Origin of the sequence: Neorhizobium sp. T25_13 (assembly GCF_002968675.1) — a bacterium.
Classification (GTDB): domain Bacteria; phylum Pseudomonadota; class Alphaproteobacteria; order Rhizobiales; family Rhizobiaceae; genus Neorhizobium; species Neorhizobium tomejilense.
Genome location: NZ_PVBI01000006.1, coordinates 341,802 through 353,585, shown reverse-complemented (window position 1 = coordinate 353,585; position 11,784 = coordinate 341,802). Strand labels below are relative to the sequence as shown.

Sequence of the window (11,784 nt, the reverse complement as noted above, 5' to 3'; positions counted from 1 at the left end):
CCCTCACCTTCCCGTCGGGGAAGGCGTGCTCACAACAGGCTGTCGATGAGCTTGGACATGGATTCAACAGACATATCTCCCGAATACTTCTTGCCGCCAATCAGGAAGGTCGGCGTGGAATTGACGCCAAATTCGTCCGCGCCCCTCTTAACGACGGCGTTCACTTCATCGAGAAGCTTCTGGTTCGTCAAGCAGGCCTCGAAAGTCTGCTGTGAGTAACCTGCGAGTTTGACCGCCTGGAGCAGCGCGTTGCGCACATTTCCGTCCGCGGGCGCCGCCCAGCCGCGCTGCTGCTTGAAGAGCATCGAGACCATCGGGAAATACTGGGCGGGCGTCGAGAGCTCGGCGGCGTTCTGCGGGCTGCAGCGGGCAAGCATGAAAGCGGCGGTCGCGACCGGATCGAACGGGAATTCGCGGAGGATGAAGCGTACCTTACCGGTATCGATATACTTGGTCTTGATCGTCTCGAAGGTCTTGTTGTGGAAATTGGCACAATGCGGGCAGGTCATCGACATGTATTCGATGATCGTGACCTTCGCCTTTTCGTCGCCCAGCGCCATTTCCGGCAGCGGACCCGGCTTCACTGCAGCGGCCATGTCCACGGTGCCCTGGGACTCCGGCAATTCCTGCGCGAAAGCTTCGGAAGCACCAAGCGGCAAGGCTAGGCAAACAGCGGTGACTGCCACTCCGCCGAGAAGCGCGCGCCTAGTCATGGTCATTTCGTTCATCTGCATGGAACACCCGTGTGCGAGAGATCTTCAATAGAGGTGACATTCCGTATCGCGGCGCCCCAGCGCGAACAAGCTGTCGATAGGCAAATCTCTTCAAAGAATTGTGACAAATCGGAGATCTATCAAGAGGATCGGCGGGTTTCTCTCTCAGACCTTGCGTTTCTGCTGCAGCACGGCGGTGCCGAGTCTTGCCACGGCCTTCCTGAGCGCCTCGCTTTCGATGCCTTCCATCATGGTTTCCAGCCGCTTGGCGGCCTCGCCCTTCAAAGGCGGCGGCTTGCGGGGATGCTTGAAGGTCTGGGAGACCGGTTTCTGGACGATGCGGATCTGGCGCACCGCCGGAAAACCGAAAAAGCCGTTGATGCGGGCGATCAGTTCGCCCTGGGCATGGGTGAGGAAAAGCGCCCGCGCGCCTTCGCAGGCGATCGTCAGCACGCCCGCCTGATGACCGCCGCCCGAACCGGTGCCCTCGTCGCGGCGCGGCCAGGCGATCTTTTCCGGCCGCGTGCAATCGGCAAAGTCCTCGCCGGCGATCTCGTCCCAGGAGCCGAGCAGCGCCGTCGAGATGCCGGCGCGGCGAGCGAGCACGGGATCGATGATACCGTTCGCGATCTCCGATATCTGCAGCTCGCGTTTCTTGGGATAACTCATGACGCCCGCCATTGCGGCCCCGGCAGGCCTTGATGCCGGCGCACTATTCCCACAACTATACGCCATCTCTTCCCATTACGGCAAACAATGCTCCAGACGATCCACATCACCCATGCGCAGAAGCTGCTGACCTGGTACGACCGGCACCATCGTGAGCTTCCATGGCGGGTAAGCCCGGCTGCGGCAAAGGCCGGGAAACGGGCCGATCCCTACCACGTCTGGCTTTCGGAAGTGATGCTGCAGCAGACCACCGTGCAGGCGGTGAAACCCTATTTCGCCAAGTTCCTGACGCTCTGGCCCAAGGTGACCGACCTTGCCGCCGCCCCGGTCGAGGACGTGATGGCGGCGTGGGCGGGGCTTGGTTATTACGCCCGCGCCCGCAACCTGAAAAAATGCGCCGAAGCGGTTGCGGCCGAGCATGGCGGTGTGTTTCCCGACACCGAGGAAGGCCTGCGAGCGCTCCCCGGCATCGGCGACTATACGTCCGCCGCCGTCTCTGCCATCGCCTTCAACCGGCAGTCCGCCGTCATGGACGGCAATGTCGAGCGGGTGATTTCGCGGCTTTACGCCATCGACGCGCCGCTTCCGGGCTCCAAGCCGGCGATGAAGGCAAGGGTGGCTGAACTGACGCCGACCGACCGTCCCGGCGATTTCGCGCAGGCGATGATGGATCTCGGCGCAACCATCTGCACCCCGAAACGGCCGGCCTGCGCTCTCTGTCCCTTCCGCGACGACTGTCTGGCCCTTGCAGAACACGACCCGGAACGGTTCCCAGTCAAGGCAACGAAGAAGGAAAAGCCGGTGCGGTTCGGCGCCGTCTTCGTGGCCGTGACGCCGGAGGGCGAAGTGCTATTGCGGCGGCGGATCGACAGCGGGTTGCTCGGCGGCATGACCGAAGTGCCGACCACCACCTGGACATCGCGCATCGACGGCGGGACCACGACCGACCATGCCCCCTTCCCCGCCGCATGGGAGGCATCGGGCTCCGTCACCCACGTCTTCACCCATTTCGAACTGAGGCTCTCGGTCTTCCGGGCGAAGACCGAGAGGATCACTACCGCCGACGGCTGGTGGGAGCCGGTCGCAAATCTCGAGGCCCAGGCCTTGCCTACGGTGATGAAAAAAGCGATCACCCAGGCTATTCCACTGGCCTTCGAAAAAGCGTGATTATGTCGCGACTTCCACCGATAATCCCGCTCGCCAGTCGGGGGAAATCGGCGGTGCTGGACTCATTGCCGTGGACAAGGCTTAATGCTGCGCGGGAATGGCGAAATTGCCGGGGCGATTATGAGATCACCGCAGCAAATGACTGATGACAGCGATGTTCTCGATGCTGTCGTCATCGGGGCCGGTTGGGCCGGCCTGGGTGTCAGCTACTGGCTGGCGCGACGGGGCCTGCGCCACAGCGTGTTGGAGCGGGGCCGCGTAGGAGAGACCTGGCGCGCGCAGCGATGGGATTCCTTTCGGATGAATACTCCCAACGTGCAGACCGTCATGCCGGGCGACTGCTATGACGGTCCGGATCCGGATGGCGCCCTGACGCGCGACCAGTTCGTCGCTCTCCTTGAGGACTTCGCCGGGCGCAACGCGCTGCCGATCGAACCTGATACTGCCGTGAGCGAACTTACGCACGAGAATGGCGCCTATCGACTGAGTACCTCACGCGGCACGCTTTTGGCACGCAATGTGATCGTCGCAAGCGGCAGCCTGAATTGTCCGGTGCGCCCGGTCTGGGCCGCCGAGTTGACGCCCGCTCTCCACCAGATCGACGCTTCCGGCTACCGCAGCGCTGCCGATCTGCCCGATGGAGCGGTGCTGGTGGTCGGAGGCGGCCAATCTGGTGTTCAGATCGCGGAAGAATTAGCGGGCGCGGGTCGAATGGTCTTCCTTGCGACCAGTCGTGTCGGGCGGCTGCCACGGCGCTACCGGGGTCGCGACATCATGGTCTGGCTGCTCGAAAGCGGGTTTCTCGACGGGCGCCGGGAGGAAGTTATTCGGCTTGCCGGACGCATCCCGCCGCGTGGTGTGCTCGGGTCGACGCATACGATAAGCCTTCAGGCGCTGAGCGCCCAAGGTGTCGTGCTTCTTGGGCGTCTCATCGGCATCGTGGACGGCGGTAGCCTCTCGTTTGCCGGCGATGTCGAAGCGAATGTCCGCTTCGCGGATGAAGCCTCCGACAATATCAAGCGCCATGTCGACGACTATATCAGCCGCGCCGGGATCGACGCACCCGTTGCGGAGCCGGACCCGGCGGAGACTGTCGCGATGTGTCAGTCGAGCCCGACGATCGGTACGCTCGATCTCTTCCGCTCCGGCGTAACGAGCGTGGTGTGGTGCACGGGCTTTAAGGGCGATTTCAGTTGGATGAGGCTTCCCGGTGCGCTCGACAGTGCGGGACAGCCTGTTCACGCAGATGGCGTGGCCGCCCTGCCTGGCCTTTACTTCGCGGGGCTGGACTTTGCCTCCACACGCAAGTCAGGCATCATCTTGGCGATCACCGAGGAAGCACCTCGCCTTGTCGGACATATCGCGGGGCATTCGTGACCGCCTTTGGCGATCCGACCGTCATACGTTCCCAGGTTGGTGGCATTTGCTACCGAATCGCGCGAAAAATCCTCGAACTGATATTCCCGGGACCTGTTCATGGCAGCCAAGATCGACCACATCGTCTTCGACATCGGCAAGGTGCTGATCCACTACGATCCGAACCTTCCCTATGCTCGCGTCATTCCGGACGAGGAGGAGCGCAGATGGTTCTTTGAGAACGTCTGCACCCACGAATGGAACCTGGAACAGGATCGCGGCCGCAAGTGGGAAGATGCAGAGGCGCTGCTGGTCGCGCAATATCCCGAGCGCGAGGAACAGATCCGCGCCTTCCGCAAATGCTGGCACGAAATGGTGCCGCATGCCTATGACGGCTCGGTCAAGATCATGGAAGGGCTGATCGACAAGGGCCACGACGTGACGATGCTGACCAATTTCGCCGCCGACACGTTCGCCGAGGCTAGACAGATCTTCCCGTTTCTCAACAAGCCGCGGGGCGTGACCGTGTCGGGCGAGATCGGTCTGATCAAGCCGGACGTGGGGATCTACGAAAAGCACGCCCGCGACTTCGGCCTGACCCCGGAGGCCTCGATCTTCATCGACGACAGCCACGCAAATGTCGAAGGTGCGCGCGCGGCCGGCTGGCAGGCGGTGCATTTCAAGGATGCCGAGACGCTGCGGCAGGACCTGATCGCCCACGGCATCGAGGTATAAGGCCGTCCGGTCGCGGGGCCGGTCCCTAGAGGATCCGGCTCGCGACGCAGACACGCCCGACGACCTTCAGCTCCGCTAAACCGTCCTTAAGGATATGCTGCGAGCGATACCGTTCCAGATTGTCCGGCAGGAGTTCGATACTGCCATCGGCAAACCGCTGCACCCGCCGGGCGATCAGTTCCGCGCCGGCATCGAACAGATAAACGCTCCCGTCCTCCAGCTTGCGGTCGCTGATGTCGACGAAAATAGGCGTACCGCCGACGATCGTCGGCGACATGCTGTCGCCGCTTGCGGATACGACCCGCATGTTTTGCGGATCGACCGAGAGCTTCGCCCAGAAACCTCCGGGGATGGCCGTCCATGTGGTATCGAGGGAAGACTGTCCGGACACAACGTCTTCATAAGCCGGGATGACTATGCGATCGGCGAGATCCCAGAGCGGGCTCGGCTCGGAAAATCCGACCGGCGGGATTTCGGGGGGCGAAAAATGGATGATCCCGTCCTCGACCGACCAGTCGTTGCCGAGATATTCGATCGGCACTTCGGCGAGCTCCGCCATCATGTTGAGCGTGCTGTGGCGTGGCTCGGTCTTGCCGTGACGGTAGTTGTCGAGCGTGTTGTCGTTGAGGCCGAGCGCATCCACCACGCGCAGGCGGCCGCCGGCCAGTTCGCAGAGGATCAGCATCTTCAGCGCCACCGCCCGGCGCGCGGCATCCCTGCCCTCCCAGCTTGGAGAGAACCGCGCCAACGCACGCTCGATCCGGTGGCGCAACTCGCCATTGACAGGCATGGACATTTTCAAAAACGCAAAATTAGCAATTCGTTCAACCCGATACAACCTACGATATCAAGCGCGGGTCACGGCGTGAAGACCTGAAATTTCGCAAAGTCGAGTTTGATCAGGCGGCAGAGGCGACCAGAGCGGCGCGCAAAAAGAAATGGCGCCCGGGATCAGCCTTCCCGGGCGCCAATTATCCTCGTCCGGGACTAGAGGTACGAAACCGGACAAGGCATTCGGTCGATGTGGCGGGGACCGGTGGATCAGTCCAGTTTCGCCATACCGTTTCGGATAACGGATCGCAGTTCATCGATGGGCTTGAGCGATTTGCCATCGTCGAAATGCCAGAACGTCCATCCGTTGCATGCATCAAGGCCCTGCACTTTCGCGCCGAGGCGATGAATGGAACCGGCGTCGCCATTTGCCGAGAGCGTGCCGTCGGCGCGAATGATCGCGCTGTGGCGGCGCTTCGCGTCGGTCAGGACCTGACCGGGCTTGACGAGACCGCTTTCGACCAGCGTGTTGAAGGCGACACGGGGTTCGGCCTTCTTGCCGGTCATGACCGTCAGTTCCGCCTTGCCGAGCGGCTCGACGGAGGCGATGCGCTCGGAAGCCGCATCGATATAATCCTGCTCGCGCTCGATGCCGACGAAATTGCGGCCGAGACGTTTTGCAACGGCGCCGGTCGTGCCGGTGCCGAAGAAGGGATCCAGAATGACGTCGCCCGGCTTGGTCGAGGCCATGATCACACGGGCAAGCAGCGACTCCGGCTTCTGGGTCGGATGGACCTTCTTGCCATCGTCGCCCTTCAGGCGTTCGCCGCCGGAGCAGATCGGGAACAGCCAGTCGGAGCGCATCTGCACGTCGTCGTTGGAGGCCTTCAGCGCATCGTAGTTGAAGGTATAGCCCTTCGACTTGGCGTCGCGGCTCGCCCAGATCATCGTCTCATGGGCGTTCTGGAACCGGCGGCCCTTGAAGTTCGGCATCGGATTGACCTTGCGCCAGACGATGTCGTTCAGAAGCCAGAAGTTCAGGTCCTGCATGATCGCGCCGACGCGGAAGATATTGTGGTAGGAGCCGATGACCCAGATCGTGCCATTCGGCTTCAGAACGCGGCGGCAGGCGAGCAGCCAAGCGCGGGTGAAGGCGTCATAAACTTCGAAGGAGGCGAACTGGTCCCATTCGTCATCGACGGCATCGACCAGCGACTGGTCGGGACGGTGCAAAGTGCCGCCAAGCTGGAGATTATAGGGTGGATCGGCGAAGATCGCGTCGACGGAATGATCCGGCAAGGCTTCCAGAGCAGCGACACAATCGCCCTTGATGATGGAGTTTAGCCAAGTGTCCGGACGGACCTGACGCTTCAGGTCGGCCAGCGGAAGAACTGCTGCCATGTGCTACTCGCTACGCTCTACTCGATACCAATTTTACTCGCTGTTATGGTTACCTATTTTGGTTACCAAAGCCTGAAGCGGTGCACGATTTCGGGAAAAATTTTGAGGCGTGGAAAGATGGTGCGGGTTGATCATTCCGACACATGCCGTATCTTTGAAGAACAACGATGGAGTGCAATCATGCCCACCACAAAGGCATCCGCAAAGCGAGGCGAGCAGCCGGCAAGAAGAGTGCTTCTTGCTCGAGAACTCAGCGATGCGGAAATGGCAGCGATCCGCGCCGCGCAGGTCAAGGCGGACGTGCCCTATAATCTCGACGACCTCGACGACGAAGGCAATCTTGTCTCCCGAAAACCCTCGGATCGGGCGCGTTGAAAATCCCTCTTTCGGCGCCAGTCGGTAGCATTGTCGCCTACGAATATCTCTGGCATTCCCAATCCGGAACAAGGGACGACGGTGAGAAAACGCGCCCTGCGGTTATCGTCTTGTCCGCCGTCCGCGATGGAAGCAAAGAGATCGTCTATTGCCTCGGCATCTCGCATAGCGAACCGAAATCTCACCAACGCGCATTACCTCTGCCAACAAAGCTGCTGAGGTATCTCGGCCTCTCGGAGGAGCAGTCCTGGGCTTATACCGACCAGTTGAATGTCTTCATCTGGCCGGGTCCCGATTTACGTCCCGCCTCATGGCTGTCAAGCCGACCGGACACCGACGACAGTTGCGTGATTGGCCATTTGCCGAGCGACTGGTTCGAGTTGCTCAAGATGCATCTTGAAGAAAGCCGGCAGCTCGGCAAGCTCGCCGCCATCAAACGCAGCGAATAAACATCTAAGCCACATGCACCTCGCGGCTGTCCTTCGGCGCTTCGTCCCGCTCGAACATGCCGTAGTCCCTGACGACATGGCCGATGCGCAGGCGGTAATCGGCGAAGACGCCGCCGCGGCCGGCTTTCTGGGCGGCGCGATGGCTTTCGAGGTTGCGCCACGCCTTGACCGCCTCCTCGTCCCGCCAGAAAGACAGGGAGAGGATTTTTCCGCGCAGGGTGAGGCTTTCGAAACGCTCGATCGAGATGAAGCCATCGATGGTTTCCAGTTCGGACCGCAGCTCGCCGGCAAGGTCGAGATATTTGTGGCGCTCGCCCATATAGGGAATGACTTCGAAGATGACGGCGATCATGGCTTTACCGAAGCTCCGTGCGGCATCGAGACATTCCTGAGGAAGATCCGGTCCTCCTTCAGGATGAAACGTTCGCGTTTCGAGAACGCGTAGTTTTCCTGGCCCAGCGGATCGGCCATCAGCCGGGCGCGATAGGCTTCGTAGGCGGCGAGGCTGTCGACATTGTAGACGCCGTAGGCCGTCGTCGCCGACCCCTCGTGGGGGCCGAAATAACCGGTCAGATCGGCGCCGCAGCGCGGGATCGCCTGGCCCCAGTTACGGGCATATTCGGCGAACTCGTCCTTTTTGAACGGGTCGATTTCGTAGCGGATGAAACAGGTGATCATGACTTCGTCTCCTTCTGTTGTGAAGGTGTTTTGCCATATTGCCAGACGAAGATGCTTCGGTTACGGTCGAAGTATGAAGGAAGGTCCAGACATTGCCCGCATCGGGATGTTGTTCGGCGATCCCGCCCGCGCCAACATGCTGACTGCCCTGATGGGCGGCCAGGCGCTGACGGCGACGGAGCTTGCGCAAGCCGCCGGCGTGACGGTGCAGACGGCGAGTTCGCATCTCTCCAAGCTCGAGGAAGGCGGCATTCTCACCCAGCGCAAGCAGGGCCGGCATCGCTATTTCACGCTTGCCGACGCGGCCGCCGGCACGCTGCTCGAAAACATCATGGGGTTTGCGGCAAGCAGAGGCCATCTACGCCACCGGCCAGGGCCGAAGGATCCGGCATTGCGCAAGGCGCGCGTCTGCTACGACCATCTCGCCGGCGACTACGGGGTCAGGATGCTCGACAGTTTCGTCGCCCGCGGCGCCATCGAGAGCGATGGCGAGAACCTGACGATGACCGAGGACGGCCGCGCGGAACTCGGCACGCTCGGCATCCATGTGGCATCGCTCACATCCAATCGCCGGCCGCTCTGCAAATCCTGCCTCGACTGGAGCGAGCGGCGTTCGCATCTGGCCGGCACGCTCGGCAAGGCGCTGCTTGCCCATTTCCTCGAAAACGGCTGGGCACGGCGCAGTGAAGAGAGCCGCGCGGTGCTGTTTACGCCGGACGGCGAGCGGAAATTTCTTTCGCTGTTTCCGGCGGGCTGAACTTCATCACCAGCGCGCCTTTGTAATCTTCTCCTGCAATGCGATCGCAAAGGCTGCTCCATTCGCAGCCCGTGCAAGCCTCGCGGGTCACGCCGGCGGAGAAGGCGCGGCGCAGTGTCTCGAACAGCGCCTGATCGGAGGCGATCATCGCCCCGGTCTCCAGCTCCCGCCCAAGCAGGCGGGCGATATCCGCCAGCGCCGCCGCGTCGCGGCCGGCAACCGAAGCACCGAAACAATGCGCATCTTCATCCGACAGGAGCGGAGCGCAGATATCGTCGGGGCCGGAGACGATCTCGATTGGCTCGCCGGCGGAAAGCCGGCCGGCGAGACGACGATAGTTGGCGACGAAGGCTGGGCTATAGCCCTCGCCGACAAAGGTCAGCATGCAGAGAAGATGATGCGGCCGCAGCCTCACCGTCACTCTGCCGCGGCGCGATTGCGGGAGGCGACCGCGGCAAGGACGGCTGCAGCCAGGCCCGACTTCAGTGCAGCACCAAGGATGAACGGAGCAACGCCGGCCCAGAACGCCTTTTCAGCGCCGATCAATGCCGCGAGCCAGGCCCAGCCGAGCGCAAGGCATAGAAGGTTTGCGATGAGATGCGCCGAGAAGCTGGCGACGATGCGCCGCCCGGTCCAGCCGCGTTCGGCAAGCCAGCCGGCAACGGCGGCAATCACCGGAAAGGAAAAGAGATAACCCGCGGTCGGCCCCGCGAACACGGCAATGCCGCCCGCCCCACCGGCGAGCACTGGCGCTCCAAGCGCAGCCTCCCCAAGCCACGCAAGCACCGTCACGGCGCCGAGCCGCCAGCCGTAAAGCGCGCCGATCATGGTCACGGCGAAGGTCTGCATGGTGATCGGGACCGGAACCATCGGCACGGCGATCCGGGACGCGATCGCCAGCACCAGCGTGCCCGCAAGCACGAACAGGACTTTGGCGGGCACGGACCGCTCGACAAGTCGAAAGGGATCGAAAACAAGCGTCTGGGACGAATTAATCAGGGACATCGGCTCTCCTTCTCAAATTATAGATAATTTTGATTCCCATCTATTTTATGAGGTGAATTTTCGACGGACGCAAGAGTTAGGCGTCGAGTACACGATGGAAGGAACCGAAACGACGGCACAAGTCGACCAGAACCGGCCGATAGAGGCCAGATTTCGCGGAAATAAAATTATCTATAATTTTGAAAAGTGACTAACCGACGATGGCGAAAGTCTCACGCGAGGCACCAGTCTTGGCCGGCTGCGGGCCACGGCCGATCCATTGCACATGTTTCTGCAGGATGGCGGCGGCCTCGTCGGCCTTGCCCTGCCTAAGAGCGGAGAGGATGGCGCGATGGTCGTGGTCGGTGCGTTTTTCCCAGCCGGATTGCCAGGCGGAGAACAGGAACCTGGCGCTTGCCGCATGCAGATCGTCGATCGAGGCGAGCAGGCGCTTCATGCCGCAGGGGGCGAGGATCAGCCGGTGGAAACGGCGGTTCGCCGCCTCCCAGGCATGCACGTCGGCAGCGGCATCGCCCTCACGGGCCGCGTCTTCCGCCGCATCGAGGATGGCCGGGGTCAGGTGGCGGGCGGCATGACGGAGCGCCAGCACTTCCAGCACGGCACGCATTTCCGCCACTTCGCGGACTTCGGCGAGATCGAAGGAGGCGACGCGCACGCCGCGCCGCGGCTCGCTGATCGCCAGTCCCTGCGCTTCCAGCCGGCGGAATGCCTCGCGCACCGGCACGTGGCTGGTCTCGAATTCCTCGGCGATGTGATCCTGGCGGAGACGGGCACCGGGGGCGAGCTCGCCACGCACAATGCGGTCGGCAAGCACGCGGCTGATGCGGCTGGCGATGGTGTCTTCCGGTTCCTTGCCCATCAGCGTTCCTTAGTGCGCCGTTTTCCGCTTGTCGAGAGCCGCCCGCTACGCTTGTCCCAGCCATGCGCGGCGGTTGGTTGAGGTTTGTCCTGCCATCGTATAAAAGGCCGCCTCACCTTATATCAGGCCCATGGAAGGCATTTCCTCATGAGCAGCTTCGACCTCATCATCTTCGATTGCGACGGCGTTCTCGTCGATTCAGAAATCATCGCGGCGCAGGTGGAATCCAGGCTGCTCACCGAAGCGGGTTATCCGATCAGCGTCGAGGAAATGGGCGAGCGCTTCGCCGGCATGACCTGGAAGAACATCCTGCTGACCGTGGAAAAGGAAGCCGATATTCCGCTGTCCGCCTCGCTGCTCGACAAGTCCGAGACAATCCTTGACGCACGGCTTGCCCGCGACGTGAAGATCATCGACGGCGTGAAGTTCGCGCTGGCAAGGCTGACGACGCAGCGCTGCATCTGCTCCAATTCGAGCACCCACCGGCTCGACGTGATGCTCGAAAAGGTCGGCCTGAAACCCTATTTCGCGCCGCATATCTATTCGGCCAAGGATCTTGGGCCGGATCGGGTCAAGCCGAAGCCGGATATCTTCCTGCATGCCGCCGAGCAGTTCAAAGTTTCGCCGGAGAAGTGCCTGGTGATCGAGGATTCCACCCATGGTGTCCACGGCGCCAAGGCGGCCGGCATGCGCGTCGTCGGTTTTACCGGCGCATCGCACACCTATCCGAGCCATGCCGACCGGCTGACGGACGCCGGTGCCGAAACCGTAATTTCGCGGATGATGGACTTGCCGGCCGTTATTGCTGCGCTCGGCGAATGGGCCGGGGCGCTCTGAGCGCCCCGATCG

16 protein-coding genes are annotated in these 11,784 nt (G+C 62.0%); 7 read left to right on the top strand and 9 right to left on the bottom strand.

Going from position 1 to position 11,784, the window contains the following annotated elements; translation table 11 throughout:
* Positions 1 to 29 precede the first annotated feature (29 nt).
* Together C5J22_RS16850 and C5J22_RS16845 are read right to left on the bottom strand one after the other, a co-directional pair.
* Entirely contained in the window at positions 30 to 734 is a 705-nt protein-coding gene (locus C5J22_RS16850; RefSeq protein WP_046664499.1) for a DsbA family protein, read from the bottom strand.
* A 144-nt stretch (positions 735 to 878) separates the two neighbouring features.
* On the bottom strand, positions 879 to 1,382 hold the full coding sequence (locus C5J22_RS16845) for a DUF721 domain-containing protein (RefSeq protein WP_046631622.1): 504 nt from the start codon (positions 1,380 to 1,382) through the stop codon (positions 879 to 881).
* Positions 1,383 to 1,469: 87 nt separating this feature from the next.
* Here C5J22_RS16845 and mutY point away from each other — a divergent pair, with 87 nt between their 5' ends.
* The 3 genes from mutY (at position 1,470) to C5J22_RS16830 (ending at position 4,640) form a co-directional block, all read left to right on the top strand.
* Entirely contained in the window at positions 1,470 to 2,549 is a 1,080-nt protein-coding gene (gene mutY / locus C5J22_RS16840) for an A/G-specific adenine glycosylase (RefSeq protein WP_105439138.1), read from the top strand.
* 84 nt (positions 2,550 to 2,633) lie between these two features.
* Positions 2,634 to 3,926 (top strand): NAD(P)/FAD-dependent oxidoreductase, encoded by a 1,293-nt coding sequence (locus tag C5J22_RS16835; protein ID WP_245440416.1) that lies wholly within the window; start codon positions 2,634 to 2,636, stop codon positions 3,924 to 3,926.
* 99 nt (positions 3,927 to 4,025) lie between these two features.
* Positions 4,026 to 4,640 (top strand): HAD family phosphatase, encoded by a 615-nt coding sequence (locus C5J22_RS16830; protein WP_105439136.1) that lies wholly within the window; start codon positions 4,026 to 4,028, stop codon positions 4,638 to 4,640.
* A gap of 25 nt (positions 4,641 to 4,665) precedes the next feature.
* Here the strand turns inward: C5J22_RS16830 and C5J22_RS16825 are convergent, their stop codons facing one another.
* Both C5J22_RS16825 and C5J22_RS16820 read right to left on the bottom strand, forming a co-directional pair.
* The gene (locus C5J22_RS16825; protein WP_172746659.1) at positions 4,666 to 5,430 is read right to left on the bottom strand and encodes a S24 family peptidase; all 765 of its coding nucleotides are present in this window, start codon (positions 5,428 to 5,430) and stop codon (positions 4,666 to 4,668) included.
* A gap of 251 nt (positions 5,431 to 5,681) precedes the next feature.
* Positions 5,682 to 6,812, bottom strand: coding sequence for a site-specific DNA-methyltransferase (locus tag C5J22_RS16820; RefSeq protein ID WP_105439134.1), 1,131 nt, complete (start codon positions 6,810 to 6,812; stop codon positions 5,682 to 5,684).
* Positions 6,813 to 6,992: 180 nt separating this feature from the next.
* Between C5J22_RS16820 and C5J22_RS31240 the strand changes: the two genes are divergently transcribed.
* On the top strand, positions 6,993 to 7,187 hold the full coding sequence (locus C5J22_RS31240; protein WP_172746658.1) for a hypothetical protein: 195 nt from the start codon (positions 6,993 to 6,995) through the stop codon (positions 7,185 to 7,187).
* On the top strand, positions 7,184 to 7,636 hold the full coding sequence (locus C5J22_RS16815; RefSeq protein ID WP_105439133.1) for a hypothetical protein: 453 nt from the start codon (positions 7,184 to 7,186) through the stop codon (positions 7,634 to 7,636). The genes C5J22_RS31240 and C5J22_RS16815 overlap by 4 nt, the downstream gene beginning before the upstream one ends.
* A gap of 4 nt (positions 7,637 to 7,640) precedes the next feature.
* Here the strand turns inward: C5J22_RS16815 and C5J22_RS16810 are convergent, their stop codons facing one another.
* Both C5J22_RS16810 and C5J22_RS16805 read right to left on the bottom strand, forming a co-directional pair.
* Positions 7,641 to 7,988 (bottom strand): antibiotic biosynthesis monooxygenase, encoded by a 348-nt coding sequence (locus C5J22_RS16810; RefSeq protein ID WP_105439132.1) that lies wholly within the window; start codon positions 7,986 to 7,988, stop codon positions 7,641 to 7,643.
* Positions 7,985 to 8,314: an NIPSNAP family protein gene (locus tag C5J22_RS16805; protein ID WP_105439131.1), complete on the bottom strand. Its 330-nt coding sequence runs from the start codon at positions 8,312 to 8,314 to the stop codon at positions 7,985 to 7,987. Before C5J22_RS16805 ends, C5J22_RS16810 begins: the two co-directional genes overlap by 4 nt.
* Positions 8,315 to 8,387: 73 nt before the next feature.
* On the opposite strand from C5J22_RS16805, the gene C5J22_RS16800 reads away from it, so the two are divergent.
* Positions 8,388 to 9,071: a helix-turn-helix transcriptional regulator gene (locus C5J22_RS16800; protein WP_105439130.1), complete on the top strand. Its 684-nt coding sequence runs from the start codon at positions 8,388 to 8,390 to the stop codon at positions 9,069 to 9,071.
* On the opposite strand, the gene C5J22_RS16795 is transcribed toward C5J22_RS16800, so the two are convergent.
* From C5J22_RS16795 to C5J22_RS16785, 3 genes are all read right to left on the bottom strand, one after another.
* Positions 9,022 to 9,492 carry a DUF1284 domain-containing protein gene (locus C5J22_RS16795; protein WP_172746657.1) on the bottom strand — a complete coding sequence of 157 codons (471 nt, stop codon included), beginning with the start codon at positions 9,490 to 9,492 and terminating at the stop codon, positions 9,022 to 9,024. The two genes, C5J22_RS16800 and C5J22_RS16795, sit on opposite strands and share 50 nt — an antisense overlap.
* Complete coding sequence (locus tag C5J22_RS16790; RefSeq protein WP_105439129.1) at positions 9,489 to 10,076, bottom strand: biotin transporter BioY; 588 nt, start codon at positions 10,074 to 10,076, stop codon at positions 9,489 to 9,491. Before C5J22_RS16790 ends, C5J22_RS16795 begins: the two co-directional genes overlap by 4 nt.
* A gap of 190 nt (positions 10,077 to 10,266) precedes the next feature.
* Positions 10,267 to 10,935 (bottom strand): GntR family transcriptional regulator, encoded by a 669-nt coding sequence (locus tag C5J22_RS16785; protein WP_105439128.1) that lies wholly within the window; start codon positions 10,933 to 10,935, stop codon positions 10,267 to 10,269.
* Between the two features lie 147 nt (positions 10,936 to 11,082).
* On the opposite strand from C5J22_RS16785, the gene C5J22_RS16780 reads away from it, so the two are divergent.
* Complete coding sequence (locus C5J22_RS16780; protein WP_046664509.1) at positions 11,083 to 11,772, top strand: HAD family hydrolase; 690 nt, start codon at positions 11,083 to 11,085, stop codon at positions 11,770 to 11,772.
* Positions 11,773 to 11,784 lie beyond the last annotated feature (12 nt).